This window comes from Pseudomonas sp. B14(2022), assembly GCF_012030485.1.
Lineage (GTDB): Bacteria > Pseudomonadota > Gammaproteobacteria > Pseudomonadales > Pseudomonadaceae > Aquipseudomonas.
Genome location: NZ_JAAUVM010000007.1, coordinates 174,020 through 190,983 on the forward strand (window position 1 = coordinate 174,020; position 16,964 = coordinate 190,983).

The 16,964-nt window shown below is 59.5% G+C and carries 12 protein-coding genes and 4 tRNA genes; 6 read left to right on the forward strand and 10 right to left on the reverse strand.

From position 1 onward, the window contains the following. Positions 1-56: 56 nt before the first annotated feature. From lon to HCF10_RS13300, 8 genes are all read right to left on the reverse strand, one after another. Positions 57-2,453, reverse strand: a complete 2,397-nt coding sequence (lon, locus tag HCF10_RS13265; RefSeq protein WP_053138469.1) for an endopeptidase La — start codon at positions 2,451-2,453, stop codon at positions 57-59. Positions 2,454-2,615: 162 nt separating this feature from the next. Then, positions 2,616-3,899 (reverse strand): ATP-dependent Clp protease ATP-binding subunit ClpX, encoded by a 1,284-nt coding sequence (gene clpX, locus HCF10_RS13270; RefSeq protein ID WP_003238279.1) that lies wholly within the window; start codon positions 3,897-3,899, stop codon positions 2,616-2,618. 112 nt (positions 3,900-4,011) lie between these two features. Continuing rightward, entirely contained in the window at positions 4,012-4,647 is a 636-nt protein-coding gene (clpP, locus tag HCF10_RS13275) for an ATP-dependent Clp endopeptidase proteolytic subunit ClpP (protein ID WP_003174822.1), read from the reverse strand. 91 nt (positions 4,648-4,738) lie between these two features. Continuing rightward, positions 4,739-6,049 (reverse strand): trigger factor, encoded by a 1,311-nt coding sequence (tig, locus tag HCF10_RS13280; RefSeq protein WP_131698139.1) that lies wholly within the window; start codon positions 6,047-6,049, stop codon positions 4,739-4,741. Between the two features lie 397 nt (positions 6,050-6,446). After that, positions 6,447-6,522: transfer RNA gene (locus HCF10_RS13285), tRNA-His, on the reverse strand. Between the two features lie 77 nt (positions 6,523-6,599). Next, a tRNA-Leu gene (locus HCF10_RS13290) sits at positions 6,600-6,684 on the reverse strand. A gap of 56 nt (positions 6,685-6,740) precedes the next feature. Next, a tRNA-His gene (locus HCF10_RS13295) sits at positions 6,741-6,816 on the reverse strand. Between the two features lie 32 nt (positions 6,817-6,848). After that, positions 6,849-6,925 (reverse strand) — tRNA-Arg (locus HCF10_RS13300). A gap of 275 nt (positions 6,926-7,200) precedes the next feature. Here HCF10_RS13300 and folD point away from each other — a divergent pair. Both folD and pbpG read left to right on the forward strand, forming a co-directional pair. Continuing rightward, a complete protein-coding gene (gene folD, locus HCF10_RS13305) occupies positions 7,201-8,055 on the forward strand; it encodes a bifunctional methylenetetrahydrofolate dehydrogenase/methenyltetrahydrofolate cyclohydrolase FolD (RefSeq protein WP_090402619.1) in 855 nt (284 codons plus the stop codon). Between the two features lie 207 nt (positions 8,056-8,262). Further along, positions 8,263-9,186 (forward strand): D-alanyl-D-alanine endopeptidase, encoded by a 924-nt coding sequence (gene pbpG, locus HCF10_RS13310; RefSeq protein ID WP_167655708.1) that lies wholly within the window; start codon positions 8,263-8,265, stop codon positions 9,184-9,186. 49 nt (positions 9,187-9,235) lie between these two features. On the opposite strand, the gene HCF10_RS13315 is transcribed toward pbpG, so the two are convergent. Beyond that, positions 9,236-9,898, reverse strand: a complete 663-nt coding sequence (locus HCF10_RS13315; RefSeq protein ID WP_131698141.1) for a C39 family peptidase — start codon at positions 9,896-9,898, stop codon at positions 9,236-9,238. Between the two features lie 211 nt (positions 9,899-10,109). Here HCF10_RS13315 and HCF10_RS13320 point away from each other — a divergent pair, with 211 nt between their 5' ends. Then, positions 10,110-10,271, forward strand: coding sequence for a hypothetical protein (locus tag HCF10_RS13320; RefSeq protein ID WP_167655709.1), 162 nt, complete (start codon positions 10,110-10,112; stop codon positions 10,269-10,271). Here the strand turns inward: HCF10_RS13320 and HCF10_RS13325 are convergent. Further along, on the reverse strand, positions 10,268-10,678 hold the full coding sequence (locus HCF10_RS13325; RefSeq protein WP_131698142.1) for a PA0061/PA0062 family lipoprotein: 411 nt from the start codon (positions 10,676-10,678) through the stop codon (positions 10,268-10,270). The two genes, HCF10_RS13320 and HCF10_RS13325, sit on opposite strands and share 4 nt — an antisense overlap. Before the next feature lie 207 nt (positions 10,679-10,885). On the opposite strand from HCF10_RS13325, the gene HCF10_RS13330 reads away from it, so the two are divergent. The 3 genes from HCF10_RS13330 to HCF10_RS13340 are packed head-to-tail and all read left to right on the forward strand — an operon-like array spanning position 10,886 to position 16,689. After that, positions 10,886-14,107 (forward strand): efflux RND transporter permease subunit, encoded by a 3,222-nt coding sequence (locus tag HCF10_RS13330; protein ID WP_167655710.1) that lies wholly within the window; start codon positions 10,886-10,888, stop codon positions 14,105-14,107. Then, positions 14,097-15,263, forward strand: a complete 1,167-nt coding sequence (locus HCF10_RS13335) for an efflux RND transporter periplasmic adaptor subunit (RefSeq protein ID WP_145337603.1) — start codon at positions 14,097-14,099, stop codon at positions 15,261-15,263. Before HCF10_RS13330 ends, HCF10_RS13335 begins: the two co-directional genes overlap by 11 nt. 7 nt (positions 15,264-15,270) lie before the next feature. Continuing rightward, positions 15,271-16,689, forward strand: a complete 1,419-nt coding sequence (locus HCF10_RS13340; protein ID WP_167655762.1) for an efflux transporter outer membrane subunit — start codon at positions 15,271-15,273, stop codon at positions 16,687-16,689. The last annotated feature ends 275 nt before the right edge of the window (positions 16,690-16,964 follow it).

Sequence of the window (16,964 nt, forward strand, 5' to 3'; positions counted from 1 at the left end):
CGCTTTATAACAAGGGCTCTAAAAAGCTGTCAAGGAAGCCTCCAAGCTTATTCACATTAATGCGTGCTAATTCTTTCCTTGGAATCAGACTCTCGTTTTTCGTCCTTTGCAACTATCTCCGGAGCCACATCCGGCAAGGGCTCCGGCGCGTATTGCAGCGCAATTTGCAGGACCTCGTCAATCCATTTAACCGGTTTAATCTGAAGATCCTGCTTGATGTTGTCAGGAATTTCCTTCAAGTCGCGAACATTCTCTTCAGGAATGATCACAGTCTTGATGCCACCCCGGTGTGCAGCCAGCAATTTCTCTTTCAGGCCACCGATGGCCAATACTTGGCCACGCAGGGTGATTTCCCCGGTCATCGCTACATCGGCACGCACCGGTATGCCGGTCAATGCCGATACCAGGGCCGTGCACATGCCTACGCCGGCGCTAGGGCCATCTTTCGGTGTAGCCCCTTCCGGCATGTGGATGTGGGTGTCGTGCTTCTCGTGGAAGTCCAGGGGGATCCCCAGGCTCCTGGCGCGGCTGCGCACCACGGTCTGCGCGGCAGTAATGGATTCGACCATCACGTCACCGAGGGAGCCGGTCTTGATCAACTGGCCTTTGCCAGGGATCACCGCAGCTTCGATGGTCAGTAATTCGCCGCCCACCTGGGTCCACGCCAGACCAGTCACCTGCCCTACCTGATCCTGCTGCTCAGCCAGGCCGTAACGGAATTTACGCACGCCCAGGAAGTGCTCAAGCGCATCGGCAGTGACTTTCACCGAGAAGCGTTTTTCCAGCGCGTGCTCCTTGACCGCCTTGCGGCAAATCTTCGCGATCTGGCGCTCAAGGCCGCGTACACCGGCCTCGCGAGTGTAATAGCGCACGATGTCGCGGATCGACTCGACGTCGAATTCGATCTCGCCCTTCTTCAGGCCGTTGGCCGAAATCTGCTTGGGCGCGAGGTATTTGACGGCGATGTTGATCTTCTCGTCTTCGGTGTAACCCGGCAGACGAATCACCTCCATCCGATCCAGCAATGCCGGCGGAATGTTCATGGAGTTGGAGGTGCACAGGAACATTACGTCGGACAGGTCGTAGTCGACCTCCAGGTAATGGTCGTTGAAATTGTGGTTCTGCTCAGGATCGAGCACTTCCAGCAGGGCCGATGCCGGATCGCCACGCATGTCGCTGCCCATTTTGTCGATTTCATCGAGCAGGAACAGCGGGTTGCGTACGCCCACCTTTGTCATTTTTTGAATCAATCTTCCTGGCATCGAACCGATGTAAGTCCGGCGATGACCACGAATTTCCGCTTCATCGCGCACACCACCGAGGGCCATGCGCACGAATTTACGGTTGGTGGCATTGGCGATGGACTCGGCCAGGGAGGTTTTACCCACGCCAGGCGGGCCAACCAGGCACAACACTGGGCCACGAATCTTCTTCACACGCTTTTGCACGGCGAGGTATTCGAGGATGCGTTCCTTGACTTCTTCGAGGCCATAGTGGTCGGCATCGAGAATGTCTTCAGCACGCGCCAGGTCCAGGCGTACCTTGGTCTGGGCCTTCCACGGCACCTGCACCAGCCAGTCGATGTACGAGCGCACCACGGTGGCCTCGGCGGACATCGGCGACATCTGCTTGAGCTTGTTCAACTCGGCGGTGGCTTTGGTCAGGGCGTCTTTCGGCAGGCCGGCAGCATCGATGCGCTTTTTCAGCTCTTCGATTTCGTTGTGGCCTTCCTCGCTGTCGCCGAGTTCCTTCTGAATGGCCTTCATCTGCTCATTCAGGTAGTACTCGCGCTGGCTGCGCTCCATTTGCTTTTTGACACGACCACGGATGCGCTTCTCAACCTGGAGCAGATCAATTTCGGCATCCAGCAATGCCAGCACGTGTTCGACACGGGCCGACAGGTCAATGATTTCGAGGATGTCTTGCTTCTGCTCGATCTTCAGCGCCATGTGCGCGGCCATGGTATCGACCAGGCGGCTTGGCTCATCAATGCTATTGAGGGAAGACAGGACTTCAGCCGGGACTTTTTTGCCCAACTGCACATACTGCTCAAACTGCGAGAGCAGGCTGCGCACAAACACTTCGGACTCGCGCTCAGGGGCCTCGACTTCGTCGATCAGCACCACTTCAGCGCGCAGGTGGCCATCCACCTCCATGAAACGCTCTACCGCACCACGCTGCTCGCCTTCCACCAACACCTTGACGGTGCCATCGGGCAGCTTGAGCAATTGCAGGACAGTGGCAATGGTACCGACGCGATACAGGGCATCTTCGCCTGGATCATCATCGGCAGGATTTCTCTGGGCCAACAGCAGGATCTGCTTGTCGCCCGTCATCGCGGCCTCGAGGGCTTCGATAGACTTCTCGCGCCCCACGAACAGCGGGATAACCATGTGCGGATAGACGACGACATCACGCAACGGCAGGAGAGGCAATTCGATGGTTGTCTTCATGATTTCGCCTCTATGACAGTTGAAAAATAAGCTTGAAACCAAGATGGGGGCTGCGTGTAAAAAAAACAAGCTCAATGCGGGCAGTTACACGCAGTAAAAATCCTTATGAAAAACAAAGGGGCCCCTAGAGGCCCCTTCGTTTGTACCAAAACTGCGAAACGCTTACGCGTCTGGCGCAGCTTTGGCAGTCGGCTCACTGTTTTCGTAGATATACAGTGGCTTGGACTTACCTTCTATAACGCTTTCGTCGATCACCACTTTACTCACCTCGGACTGCGAGGGGATCTCGTACATGGTGTCGAGCAATACACCTTCGAGGATGGAACGCAGGCCACGTGCACCAGTCTTGCGCTCCAGTGCCCGCTTGGCCACCGATTTGAGCGCATCGGTACGGAACTCGAGGTCTACACCTTCCATCTCGAACAGCTTGGCGTATTGCTTGGTCAGGGCGTTTTTCGGCTCGGTGAGGATCTGAATCAGAGCCGCCTCATCCAACTCGTCCAACGTGGCCAGGACCGGCAGACGGCCAACGAATTCCGGGATCAGACCGAACTTGACCAGATCGTCAGGCTCGACTTCACGCAGGGACTCGCCCACTTTCTTGCCTTCTTCCTTACTGCGCACTTCCGCACTGAAACCGATGCCGCCACGGGTAGACCGTTGCTGAATAACCTTCTCCAGGCCGGAGAATGCACCGCCACAGATAAACAGGATGTTGCGCGTATCAACCTGAAGGAATTCCTGCTGCGGGTGCTTGCGGCCGCCTTGTGGCGGTACGGAAGCTACCGTGCCTTCGATCAGTTTCAACAGGGCCTGCTGCACGCCTTCACCGGAAACATCCCGAGTGATCGACGGGTTGTCGGACTTGCGCGAGATCTTGTCGATTTCGTCGATGTAGACAATACCCATCTGGGCCTTCTCTACGTCGTAGTCGCACTTCTGCAGCAGTTTCTGAATGATGTTCTCGACATCTTCGCCCACGTAGCCAGCCTCGGTGAGGGTGGTGGCGTCGGCGATGGTGAACGGAACGTTCAGCAGGCGAGCGAGGGTTTCCGCAAGCAGGGTCTTACCCGAGCCTGTAGGACCGATCAGCAAGATGTTGCTCTTACCGAGTTCGACTTCGTCGCCTTTCTTGTCACGCTGGTTCAAGCGCTTGTAGTGGTTGTATACCGCTACGGCCAGAACCTTCTTTGCACGCTCTTGACCAATCACATACTGATCAAGGATGCCGCTGATTTCTTTAGGCGAAGGCAATTTATGCGCGCTGCTTTCGGCCTGGGCTTCCTGCACCTCCTCACGGATGATGTCATTGCACAGGTCGACGCACTCGTCGCAGATAAAGACCGAGGGGCCGGCAATCAATTTGCGCACTTCATGCTGGCTTTTGCCACAGAAGGAGCAATAGAGCAGCTTGCCGTTGTCCTCGCCGTTGCGGGTGTCAGTCATTCGTTCGATCCAAATCCGATAGGCTTGCAACACAAGATGAAGGCTTATGCGGGCTTTTTCAAGCCCACAGGTGATCGGAAAACCCGACCAGCCCTATTTTGAGCGGCTTATATTAAGCGGGGCGCTTTTCGATCACTGCGTCGATCAACCCGTATTCACGTGCGGCTTCGGCGCTCATGAAGTTATCGCGGTTGGTGTCGCGCTCGATTTCTTCCAGGGTGTGCCCGCTATGCTTGGCCATCAGCGTGTTGAGACGTTCGCGGATGAAGAGGATTTCCTTGGCGTGGATTTCGATGTCCGACGCCTGGCCCTGGAAACCGCCCAGTGGCTGGTGAATCATCACGCGCGAGTTAGGCAGGCAGTAACGCTTGCCCTCGGCACCTGCGGTCAGCAGGAACGCGCCCATGCTGCAGGCCTGGCCAATGCAGGTAGTCGATACGTTCGGCTTGATGAACTGCATGGTGTCGTAGATCGACATGCCCGCGGTCACCGAACCGCCCGGTGAGTTGATATAGAGATGGATGTCCTTGTCCGGGTTTTCCGCTTCAAGGAACAGCAGTTGCGCACAGATCAGGTTGGCCATGTAGTCCTCTACCGGGCCCACCAGAAAGATCACTCGCTCCTTGAGCAGGCGCGAGTAGATGTCGTAGGCGCGCTCGCCACGGGCGGACTGCTCGACAACCATCGGGACCAGGCCGCCTGCGGCCTGGATATCAGAGTTCTGCTGAATATAGGAATTACGGAACATGCTCTGCAGTTACTCCCAAATAGTCATGTCTTGAAAACGCATAAGCCAGCGCGAGGCTGGCTTATGGTTGAATTTCCAACGAGTTGGACAATCAGTCGGCTTGTGCTGCTTCCGCCGGCTTGACTGCTTCTTCGTAAGAGACCGCTTTATCGGTCACCTTAGCCTTCTGCAGAACAGTATCCACAACTTGTTCTTCCAGCACAACCGAACGTACTTCGTTCAGTTGCTGGTCATTCTTGTAGTACCAAGCCACGACCTGCTCAGGCTCCTGGTAGGCCGAAGCCATTTCCTGAATCATTTCGCGGACGCGGTCTTCGTCAGGCTTGAGGTCGAACTGCTTGACCACTTCAGCCACGATCAGGCCCAGTACCACACGGCGCTTGGCTTGCTCTTCGAACAGCTCGGCCGGCAGTTGGTCTGGCTTGATGTTGCCGCCGAACTGCTGAACAGCCTGTACGCGCAGACGATCCACTTCGTTGGACAGCAGGGCCTTAGGCACTTCGATCGGGTTGGAGGCCAGCAGACCGTCCATGACCTGGTTCTTGACCTTGGACTTGATAGCCTGGCGCAGCTCGCGCTCCATGTTCTTGCGAACTTCGGTGCGGAAGCCTTCGATACCGGTTTCCTTGATGCCGAACTGATTGAAGAATTCTTCGTTCAGCTCTGGCAGCTTAGGCTCGGAAACGCTATTGACGGTCACGGTGAACTCGGCGGCTTTGCCGGCCAGGTCCAGATTCTGATAGTCAGCAGGGAATTCCAGGTTCAGGACCCGCTCTTCGCCAGCCTTGGCGCCAACCAGGCCGTCTTCGAAGCCAGGAATCATGCGATTGGAACCCAGCACCAGCTGAGTACCCTTGGCGGAGCCGCCAGCGAATGCTTCGCCGTCAACCTTGCCAACAAAATCGATGTTCAGCTGGTCTTCGTTCTGGGCAGCACGGTCGGCCACTTCGAAACGGGTGTTCTGCTTGCGCAGGATTTCCAGCATGTTGTCCAGGTCCGAATCAGCCACTTCGGCGCTCAGGCGCTCGATGGCGATACCGTCGAAACCGGCCACTTCGAACTCGGGGAACACTTCGAATACGGCAACGTATTCCAGGTCCTTGCCCGCTTCCAGGGACTTAGGTTCGATCGAAGGCGAACCAGCCGGGTTCAGCTTTTGCTCAACCACTGCTTCGTAGAAAGAAGCCTGGATCACGTCACCGACGGCTTCATTGCGCGCATCAGCACCAAAACGGCGCTTGATTTCGCTCATTGGCACCTTGCCCGGACGGAAACCAGCGATCTTGGCCTTTTGGGCAGTCTGCTGCAGACGCTTGTTGACCGCAGTCTCGATGCGCTCAGCCGGCACGGTGATGCTCATGCGGCGCTCGAGAGCAGTAGTATTTTCAACAGAAACTTGCATGGATATTCCTCGTTGCACAGACGTTAGCCGGCCATTTCCGACCCCAATCAAGGGCATGCATTCTAGTGGGTCAAACTCAAGAAGTCACCCTACTGGAAATACGCCCGTAAACAGCCGGCAATTTATCGGTACGAAGGCACTGTCGCGCCCCGCCCCGGTGACAAATAAAGCCAAACACGCCAGGGCTCTGCGCCGCCCCTCTATATATAGAAGGGATCGTCGCTACCTCCCTGACGCCCCACCCCGCAATAAGGGCAGATAGACAACGCAGCATCATCGAGACACATAAATACGATGAAACGCACCGCCATCGCGACCCAGAACCCGCAGCCACGAAAAACCGAACCGCCAAAACCAAAAAAGGCGCCAGACTGTTAAATCTGGCGCCTTTCGAATATGGGGTGGACGAAGGGGATCGAACCCTCGACAACGGGAGTCACAATCCCGTGCTCTACCAACTGAGCTACGCCCACCATATTGCGTTAACAAAGAAACCAAACTACTTCTTTGTCGAGCCTTACCCTGCGCATAGACCGAGTAAAGCTTTATTTGGTGCGGATGAAGAGACTCGAACTCTTACGCCTCGCGGCGCTGGAACCTAAATCCAGTGTGTCTACCAATTCCACCACATCCGCGCTTGAAGCTCTTAAAGCAAAGGCGCCAGACGATTAATCTGGCGCCTTTCAAAATATGGGGTGGACGAAGGGGATCGAACCCTCGACAACGGGAGTCACAATCCCGTGCTCTACCAACTGAGCTACGCCCACCATATAGCGCTACTTGTGCCAAAGCTGCCTAATGGCGCACCCGGCAGGACTCGAACCTGCGACCATCCGCTTAGAAGGCGGATGCTCTATCCAGCTGAGCTACGGGCGCCTTATTAATCTGTACTCTTGGAGGATTACAAACTAAGTGCTTCCAGCCTTGCAGAACAACGATTCTGCTCGACCTTCTTAACCAGTGCTAGGCTGTGCCCGACAAGTGCGACGAATAGTATAGAGGGCCTGGAAACCCGTCAAATCTTTTTTGAAAAAAATTCATTTTATTTAAGGGGTTAGGCCAATTTGCGGACCAAGCGCCTTTGCCCTCACGCCGTGGCGTGCGAGAATGCGCGCACTTTTCCTCCCCCTCTCGATGGTTAATCACGCGTAATGACTGCACAACTTATCGACGGCAAATCAATCGCCGCCAGCCTGCGCCAGCAGATCGCCAAACGAGTCACCGAGCGCAGCCAGCAAGGCTTGCGCACGCCTGGCCTCGCGGTGATCCTGGTCGGCAGCGATCCTGCCTCTCAGGTTTATGTCTCGCACAAGCGTAAAGACTGTGAAGAGGTCGGCTTTATTTCCAAGGCCTACGACCTGCCTGCCGACACCACCCAGCAGGCCCTGACCGACCTGATCGACAGCCTCAACGACGACCCGGCGATGGATGGCATCCTCCTGCAATTGCCATTGCCCGCGCACCTGGACGCGTCCAAGCTGCTCGAGCGCATCCGCCCTGACAAAGACGTCGACGGTTTCCATCCTTATAACGTCGGCCGCCTGGCCCAGCGTATCCCGCTGCTGCGCCCGTGCACGCCCAAAGGCATCATGACCCTGCTGGAAAGCACCGGTGTCGACCTGTACGGCCTCGATGCCGTCATCGTCGGCGCGTCCAACATCGTGGGCCGCCCCATGGCCATGGAATTGCTGCTGGCCGGTTGCACCGTCACCGTGACCCACCGTTTCACCAAGGATCTGGCCGGCCACGTTGGCCGAGCCGACCTGGTCGTCGTGGCCGCCGGGAAGCCGGGCCTGGTCAAGGGCGAATGGATCAAGGAAGGCGCCATCGTCATTGACGTGGGCATCAACCGCCAGGAAGACGGCAAGCTGGTCGGCGACGTGGTGTACGAGACCGCCCTGCCCCGCGCCGGCTGGATCACCCCGGTGCCGGGTGGCGTTGGCCCGATGACCCGTGCCTGCCTGCTGGAAAACACCCTGTACGCCGCAGAGACCCTGCACGGTTAATAACCAGCCGTACTGAAAAAGCCCTGCCTTATCGCAGGGCTTTTTATTGCCCGGAAGAAAACCTGTTTTTTCTTAGTTTTTAAGCACTTTCGTCTGGTTTTAGAAGAACATTCGACAGTCTCTCGTCCATACTCCTAAAATGTAACGCCATTTGTCACAAAACCCGTTTCCCAACGGTATTTCTTACTTTTTAGCGAGTTCATCCGCGTGAAAATTCGTCTTTCTATTGTCAGCCTATTTTTTGCTTTCACCGGCACCTTTGCACACGCTGCCGAATCCGCCCTGGCGCCGCGGGATCCATCCAAACTCCAGATCGCTTCCGGCAGCGCCATGCTGGTGGACCTGCAAACCAACAAGGTCATCTACGCCAGCAACCCCGACGTGGTGGTGCCTATCGCCTCGGTGAGCAAGCTGATGACGGGCCTGATCGTGCTTGAAGCCAAGCAGAACATGGACGAGTACATCGACATCAACATCACCGACACGCCGGAAATGAAAGGCGTGTTCTCCCGCGTGAAAATCGGCAGCCAGATGCCGCGCAAGGAGATGTTGCTGATCGCCCTGATGTCATCGGAAAACCGTGCCGCCGCGAGCCTGGCGCACCACTATCCGGGCGGCTACGCGGCCTTCATTGCTGCGATGAACGCCAAGGCCAAGGCCCTGGGCATGACCAGCACCCATTATGTCGAGCCCACCGGCCTGTCGATCCACAACGTGTCCACCGCCCGCGACTTGAGCAAGCTGCTGGCCTATGCGCAAAAATTTCCGATGCTGAGCCAGTTGAGCACCACCAAGGAAAAGACCGTGGCGTTCCGCAAGCCCAACTACACACTGGGTTTCTCCAACACCGACCACCTGATCAACCGCGCCAACTGGGATATCAAGCTGACCAAGACCGGCTTTACCAACCAGGCCGGTCATTGCCTGGTGCTGGTCACCCGCATGGGTAACCGTCCAGTATCGCTGGTAATCCTGGATGCTTTCGGCAAATTTACTCACTTTGCCGATGCCAGCCGAATCCGTAGCTGGGTCGAGACCGGCAAGGGTGGCTCGGTGCCGGACGTCGCGTTGCGCTACAAGGCTGACAAGAACCTGAAGAACCGTGCGAATGCGGCCGAAGTCCGCCGTTAAAGAACACCGAGAAACTCATGTGGGAGGCGTTTGCCTGCCCCCCACATTTTTATCTGTGCTCCGCCAACACTTTGAGCGCCTGCGCCGCCGCCCGCTCCTGCCCGGCCTGGGCCGTTGCGTTCGCCGAATCCCGCCAGCGCTGCGCATCCACATTGGCTGGCAATTGGCTCGGGCGCTGGGTGAGGATGGCCCAGTGCCCGGCGCTATTCCACTTCGACTCAAAGTCGCTGAAGCTCATCAGCAGGCGTCGGTCCATGCCTGAGCGCAACAGCACCGTGCTTTTCTGCTGGTTGAAACCCACCACGACCACGTAGTGCGCGTCAGACAACAGGCCGCCGCCAATCCGCGCCATCACCGGGTAACCCGCCGTCACCTGCGCCAATACCGCGGTCAGCTTGGCATCCAGCGGGTACACCATCAGCCCGTACTCACGGGCCAGCACCTGCATGTTGCGCTCCAGGTCCGCTTCACCGCCCGGCAAATGCAACGGCTTATCCAGCAAGCCCGGTGTCATCACAATGCCTTGTTGCGACAGCATGCTGGCTAACGCTGTAGGACCGCTCTGATAAGCCTCGCTGCGAAAGGTCGGCACACCATTGAGTTCGACACGTTCCGGCAGGCCCGGAAGTTTCGACGGGTGCCCGGAACACGCCGCGAGCCCCAGGGCACAGGCCAGCAACAAGGATGTTTTAAGGTTCGACCGTAACCGCAATTTTTTACTCTCTTGATCAACTGCCGGTGAGGGCCCTGATCATAGGACGCTCTGCCACGCGGGTATAGCCCATAGGCTCAGTAAAGCGTCGCGGATAGAGCAAACGAGTTGGACGAACACGACCATTGGTCAATAGCAGGCAACCACCGGGTAGCTAGACTGTCCATTGAGAAGACTGTGTGTGCCCCCTGCGGGGCGAAAGGAGGCCAAAATGAGCCTTGCAACAACGATTTTCCTGTTGATCTGCGGATGGCTGGCGGTAGCCGCCGCCATGTTGTGGGGGGTGTTGCGCATTACCCGTCGGCACCACCACCCCCACGTCAAACCTGCGGCACCTGCCAAGCCCCATAGAGCGGCGGTGCACCACGCCTAGCCGGGCATGCAACTGAAATCCTGAGTCGCTGCAACTTCCTTACCGTGCCCATCCCTCAGGGATGCGCGCACGGTGGTGCCCAGGCTCGACTCCACCAGGGTGTAATGCTCACCTGCCTTGAAATCCTTGTACTCGACCCGGCCCTGGCAGTCCTGCTGGTTGTCGTCGCCCGGCTCTTCCTCGAATAACGTCACGTCCAAGCGGTGATCCCCGGGTGTCACTTCGAAAAAGCGCCCGTCGTCGACACGCTTGCCGTCCACACGTTCAGCCATCAGATCGTTCGGCGCTTCTTCTTTCAAGCCAATCCAGGCTTCGCTGGGGTCCGCCTTGGGAATTGGGCCGGCACAGGCTGACAACAACAAAACAGCACCCAGGGCGGGGATCAACAATAAAGGTTTGAGTGACATGGCAGGGCTCCAAAGAACATCAGTTAAAGGACAAGTCGTCCGATGGGATGCAAGCTTGGGCAGCCACGCCTTGTAGAACAAATGAATCCATATGAAACGATCTTCAGCCCTCACCTAAATGTTCCTTCACCTGGCTGAAAGGCGCGTGTTAGGTGGGTCGGGCAAGACTGCCGGGGTTTGCAATCCTGCTCCCTCGGAGGTTCACGCATGCTCGGGCTGGTAAAGACCGCACTGCAAAAGCCGTACACGTTTATCGTGTTGGCCATATTCATCTGCATCATCGGGCCGATGGCGGCCCTGCGAACCCCCACTGACGTGTTTCCCGATATCGGCATCCCTGTGGTCGCCGTGGTCTGGCAGTACAACGGTCTGTCGCCGGACGCCATGGCCGGTCGGGTGATCTACACCTACGAACGCTCCCTGAGCACTACCGTCAACGACATCGAACATATCGAATCGCAATCCCTGCCCGGCATGGGCATCGTGAAGATTTTCTTCCAGCCCGGCGTCGACATCCGCACCGCCAACGCCCAAGTGACCGCCGTGTCACAAACCGTGCTCAAGCAGATGCCACCGGGTATCACGCCGCCGCTGATCCTCAACTACAGCGCCTCCACGGTGCCGATCCTGCAAATGGCGTTCTCCAGCCCGACGCTGTCGGAAGCCAGGATTCGCGACCTGGTGCAGAACAATATCCGCCTGCCTCTCAGCGCCCTGCCCGGCCTGGCCATGCCCACGCCAATGGGCGGCAAACAGCGGCAGATCACCCTCGACCTCGACCCCCAGGCGTTGGCAGCCAAAGGTTTGTCGGCCCAGGACGTGGGCAATGCCCTGGCGCTGCAGAACCAGATCATCCCGGTGGGCACCGCCAAACTCGGCCCCAACGAATACACGATCCTGCTCAACAACAGTCCCAAGGCCATCGATGAGCTCAACGACCTGCCGATCAAGACCGTCGACGGCGCGCTGATCACCATCGGCCAGGTCGCCCACGTGCGCGACGGCTCGCCGCCGCAGACCAACATCGTGCGCGTCGACGGCCATCGCGCGGTGCTGATGCCGGCGTTGAAAAACGGCAGCATTTCCACCCTGTCGATCATCGACGGTATCCGCCAGATGCTGCCGCGCATCAACGAAACCCTGCCGCCGTCACTGAAGACCTCGCTGCTGGGCGACGCCTCGGTATTCGTCAAGCAATCGGTGGGCAGCGTGGCCCAGGAAGGCATCATCGCCGCGCTGCTGACCAGTGCGATGATCCTGCTGTTCCTCGGCAGCTGGCGCTCCACGCTCATTATCGCGGCGTCAATTCCCCTGGCGGTACTGTCGGCCATTGCGCTGCTGGCGGTCAGCGGGCAAACCCTCAACGTCATGACCCTCGGCGGGCTGGCGTTGGCGGTCGGGATCCTGGTGGACGACGCCACGGTGACCATCGAAAACATCAACTGGCACCTGGAGCAAGGCAAGCCGGTGAAGACCGCGATCCTCGACGGTGCCGCGCAAATTGTCGGCCCGGCGTTCGTCTCGCTGCTGTGCATCTGCATCGTGTTCGTGCCGATGTTCCTGCTGCAAGGCATCGCCGGTTATCTGTTCCGGCCGATGGCGCTGGCGGTGATCTTCGCCATGGCCAGCTCATTCATTCTTTCGCGCACCCTGGTGCCGACGCTGGCGATGTTCCTGCTCAAGCCACATATACCGGAGCCAGGTGCCGGGCATCATCCTGAAGATGCATTCATCAACCACCATGAGGGCGAGCAGCACACGAAACCGCGCAATGCCGCGCTGCAAGCCGTGCTGAATTTCCAGCAAGGTTTCGAGCGCCACTTCTCGAATATCCGCGACACCTACCATGGCTTGCTGACGTTGGCCCTGGGTCATCGCAAGCGCTTTATCGTGGGTTTTCTGGCCTGTGTGCTCGCCTCATTCCTGCTGTTGCCCAGCCTTGGCCAGGACTTCTTCCCGGCAACGGATGCCGGTGCGCTGGCCCTGCATGTGCGCCTGCCGCTGGGCACGCGCATCGAAGAAAGCGCCGCCGCCTTCGACCGCATCGAAGCGCGGATCCGTGAGGTCATCCCTGCCGAGGAACTGGACACCATCGTCGACAACATTGGCATCCCGCTCAGCGGCATCGACATGGCCTACAGCAGCAGCGGCACCATCGGCCCGCAGGATGGCGACATTCAGGTCAGCCTGAAAAAACACCACGCGCCCACCGCCGACTACGTGAAAAAACTGCGTGAAGCGCTGCCGCAAAGCTTCCCCGGCAGCCACTTCGCGTTCCTGCCGGCGGACATCAGCAGCCAGATCCTCAACTTCGGCGCGCCGGCGCCGCTGGACGTGAAAATCTCCGGGCGCAGCGAGGCAGAAAACCGCGCCTATGCCATCGAGCTGGAACGTCGCCTGCAACACGTACCCGGCATCGCCGACCTGCGCATCCAGCAGTCCACCGGCTACCCGTCGCTGCAGGTGAATGTCGACCGCATGCGCGCCAACGGCCTGGGCATTACCGAGCGCGACGTGACCAACAGCATGGTTGCCTCCCTAGCCGGCAGTTCGCAGACCGCGCCGACCTTCTGGCTCAACCCGGCCACTGGCGTGTCCTATTCCATCGTCGCCGCCACCCCGCAATACCGGCTCGACAGCCTGCCGTCACTGGAAGCGCTGCCCGTCACCGGCGCCGATGGCCAGTCGCAGATCCTCGGCGGCGTGGCAACCATCTCCCGCGTGCAAAGCCCGGCAGTGGTGACCCACTACAACATCGAACCGACCCTGGACCTGTACGCCAACGTGCAGGGCCGCGACCTCGGCGGCGTGGCCCGCGACGTGCAAAAAGTGCTGGATGACACCGCGTCCCTACGTCCCAAAGGCGCGGTGATCAGCCTGCATGGGCAGATCGATGCGCTGCATGAAGCCTTCAGCGGCTTGAGCTTTGGCCTGCTCGGTGCGGTGGTGCTGATCTACCTGCTGATCGTGGTCAACTTCCAGTCGTGGGCCGACCCATTCGTAATCATCACCGCGTTGCCGGCGGCGCTCGCAGGCATCGTGTGGATGCTTTTCCTCAGCGGTACCTCATTGTCGGTGCCGGCGCTCACCGGAGCCATCTTGTGCATGGGCGTAGCCACGGCCAACTCGATCCTGGTGGTGAGCTTCTGCCGTGAGCGCCTAGCCGAACATGGTGATGCGTTGAAGGCCGCCATGGAGGCCGGTTACACGCGCTTCCGCCCGGTGTGCATGACCGCCCTGGCGATGATCATCGGCATGTTGCCCCTGGCGATTTCCGAGGAGCAGAACGCCCCGCTCGGGCGCGCCGTTATCGGCGGTTTGATCTTCGCCACTCTCGCCACGTTGTTGTTTGTTCCCGTGGTCTTCAGCCTGGTCCACGGTCGTCACCCTACTCGCGCAGTTGCAGGAGAAACCCCACATGTCGTCTGATCACAAACCCTCGCGCAAGCGTCTGATGCTCATGGGTGTCGGCGGCCTGACCCTGGCCGCCCTGCTGGTCGCCAACGGCCTGCATGCCCGTACGCTGCACGAACAATCGGTCACCGCCTGGACCGAGACCGCCGCCATTCCGCACGTGATGGTGTTCCAGCCCAAGCAGAATGTGGCCGGCGATACCTTGCGCCTGCCGGCGCACCTGGAAGCCTGGAGCAAGGCGCCGATCCACGCCCGGGTCAGCGGTTACCTGAAGGATTGGAAAGTCGATATCGGCAGCCACGTCAGCGCCGGGCAAGTCCTCGCGGAAATCGACAGCCCCGACCTTGATCAACAGCTGGCGCAGACCCATGCACGCCTGGTGCAGGAACAGGCCAACGCACGCCTGGCCGAAACCACCGCCACGCGTTGGCAAAACCTGCTGGCCAGCCATTCGGTATCGCGCCAGGAGGCGGATGAAAAAACCTCCAATGCCGCTGCCGCCAAGGCCAACGCCGAGGCCGCCGCTGCCGACTATGCACGGCTGTCGGCACTGGAAAGCTACAAGACCCTTCGCGCCCCGTTCGCCGGTACCATCACCGCGCGCAACACCGATATCGGCCAGTTGATCAAGGCCGACACCGACAGCGATCCGGAACTGTTCAACATCGCCGACACCCACCAATTGCGCCTCTATGTGCCGGTGCCGCAGAACTACGCGGCGGTCATCCATCCCGGCCTTGAAGCCGAGCTGACCGTGCCCGAGCATCCCGGCAAGCACTTCAAGGCGCGCCTGATCGGTGACTCCACCGCCATCGACCGCCGCTCCGGCACACTGCTCGCCCAGTTCGTCGCCGACAACCCCGACGGAGAACTGCTGCCCGGTGATTATGCCGAAGCCACCCTGCCGATTCCGGCCGATACCCATGGCGTGAGCATCCCGGCCAGCGCGCTGATCTTCCGCGCCCAGGGCACGCAGGTGGCGGTGCTGGATAGGCAGAACCATGTGCACCTGCAAGCCATCCATATCGGCCTCGACCTGGGCGAACGCCTGGTGATAGACCAAGGCTTGAAACCCGCCGACCGCATCGTCGACAACCCGCCCGATGCCCTGCGCGAAGGCGACCCGGTGCAACTGGCCGACGCCGGAGGTGCGCATGCGCCCAAGGCTTAAGGTGCGCATGCGCACAGGGCTTAAACCGCTCGCCGCGTTGATGCTGCTGGCACTGCAAGGCTGCTCGATGGCGCCGACCTACAAGGTGCCGTCGATCGACCTGCCGGCCAACTACCGCGAACAGACCAGCGATGGTCCCTGGCACAGCGCGCAGCCGTCCGACCAACTGGCCCCCGAATGGTGGAAGCTCTACAACGATTCGCGCCTGAATGACCTGCAGCAGCAACTGCTCAAGGCCAACCCGGACCTGGCGGCGGCGCTGGCGCACTTCGATGCTTCCCAGGCGTATGCCAGCCAACTGCACGCAGGCCTGTTCCCGCAGATCACCGCCAGCGCGCAACCGCTGCGCCAGCGGCAATCGGATTCGCGACCGTTGCGGGGGGATACGCAACCGTCGGTGTACAACAGCAACACCGCCGGTTTTTCGTTGAGTTATGACCTGGACCTGTGGGGCAAAATCCGCAACCAGGTCGCGGCCGGTGATGCCCAGGCGCAAGCGTCCGGGGATGACCTGGCGGTGGCGCGCCTGAGTTTGCAACGTCAGTTGGCGACCTTGTACGTGCAGCTCAATGGGCTGGATGCGCAGACCCGGATTCTCACTGGCTCATTGGACGATTTCAGCCAGGCGTTGCAACTGACCCGCAGCCGCTACGAGGGCCAGATAGCCTCGGAGCTGGACCTGACCCGTGCGCAAAATCAACTGGCGCAGGCCAAAGCGCAATTGGACGAGGTGCGCGCGCAACGCAACCTCACCGAGCACGCCATCGGTGAGTTGGTGGGCGTGGCAGCCAGCGACTTTACGCTGCCGCCCGGCCAGCAACTGATCGCCCTGCCGGGGGTTCCGTCGCAGCTGCCAAGCCACTTGCTGCAACGTCGCCCGGATATTGCGGCGGCAGAGCGCCGGGTGTTTGCGGCCAACGCGAATATCGGCGTGGCCAAGGCGGCGTGGTATCCGGACTTCAGCTTGACCGGGTTGATCGGCGGGCAAACGCAGGGCGTGGGGAATTTGCTCTCGGCGGGTAATCGGTATTGGGCGCTGGGGCCGTTGATGAATGTGCCGATCTTTGATGGCGGGCGCCTGAGTGCCAATGAACGCCAGGCCAAGGCCGAGTTTGAAGAGGCGTCCGCGCAGTATCGCAGCCGGGTGCTGAAGGCCGTGCGCGAGGTGGAAGATAACCTCGCGCAACTGCGGGATCTGCAGCAGGAAGCGCAGGATGAGCAAGCGGCGGCGGACGCGGCGCAACACACGCAATCGCTGGCGATGAACAGCTATCAAGCGGGTGCGGTGAGTTACCTGGATGTGGTGACAGCGCAGACGGCGGCGTTGCAAGCGCAGCGGACATTGCAGGCGGTGCAGACGCGGCAGTTGCAGGCCAGTGTAGGACTCGTGACTGCACTCGGCGGCGGCTGGCAACCGGGCGCCTGACATCCCCCCAGGCACAGTTCAGGCTAAATGCAGGAGAGAGCTTGCCCCCGATAGCGGTGGAACAGCCAGTTTATCCGTAGCTGGCCTACCGCAATCGGGGGCAAGCCCCCTCCCACACTGGTCCTGCGTCAGACACATAATGTATAAGCGCCGCTGAGCCAATGTGGGAGGGGGCTTGCCCCCGATTGCGCCATTCCAGACACATGCTGCCAAAAGCCTGCCCATCAACCTCTTGCTCTCCAATCTAGCCTCTCTAAGCACATCTTGAGAGGGCC

Bases quoted from the DNA above. Each gene is read 5' to 3' on its own strand.
- clpX (WP_003238279.1), bottom strand. From the start codon at position 3,899: ATGACTGACACCCGCAACGGCGAGGACAACGGCAAGCTGCTCTATTGC.
- lon (WP_053138469.1), bottom strand. From the start codon at position 2,453: ATGAAGACAACCATCGAATTGCCTCTCCTGCCGTTGCGTGATGTCGTC.
- tig (WP_131698139.1), bottom strand. From the start codon at position 6,049: ATGCAAGTTTCTGTTGAAAATACTACTGCTCTCGAGCGCCGCATGAGC.
- folD (WP_090402619.1), top strand. From the start codon at position 7,201: ATGACTGCACAACTTATCGACGGCAAATCAATCGCCGCCAGCCTGCGC.
- HCF10_RS13330 (WP_167655710.1), top strand. From the start codon at position 10,886: ATGCTCGGGCTGGTAAAGACCGCACTGCAAAAGCCGTACACGTTTATC.
- clpP (WP_003174822.1), bottom strand. From the start codon at position 4,647: ATGTTCCGTAATTCCTATATTCAGCAGAACTCTGATATCCAGGCCGCA.
- HCF10_RS13340 (WP_167655762.1), top strand. From the start codon at position 15,271: ATGCGCACAGGGCTTAAACCGCTCGCCGCGTTGATGCTGCTGGCACTG.
- HCF10_RS13325 (WP_131698142.1), bottom strand. From the start codon at position 10,678: ATGTCACTCAAACCTTTATTGTTGATCCCCGCCCTGGGTGCTGTTTTG.
- HCF10_RS13335 (WP_145337603.1), top strand. From the start codon at position 14,097: ATGTCGTCTGATCACAAACCCTCGCGCAAGCGTCTGATGCTCATGGGT.
- HCF10_RS13320 (WP_167655709.1), top strand. From the start codon at position 10,110: ATGAGCCTTGCAACAACGATTTTCCTGTTGATCTGCGGATGGCTGGCG.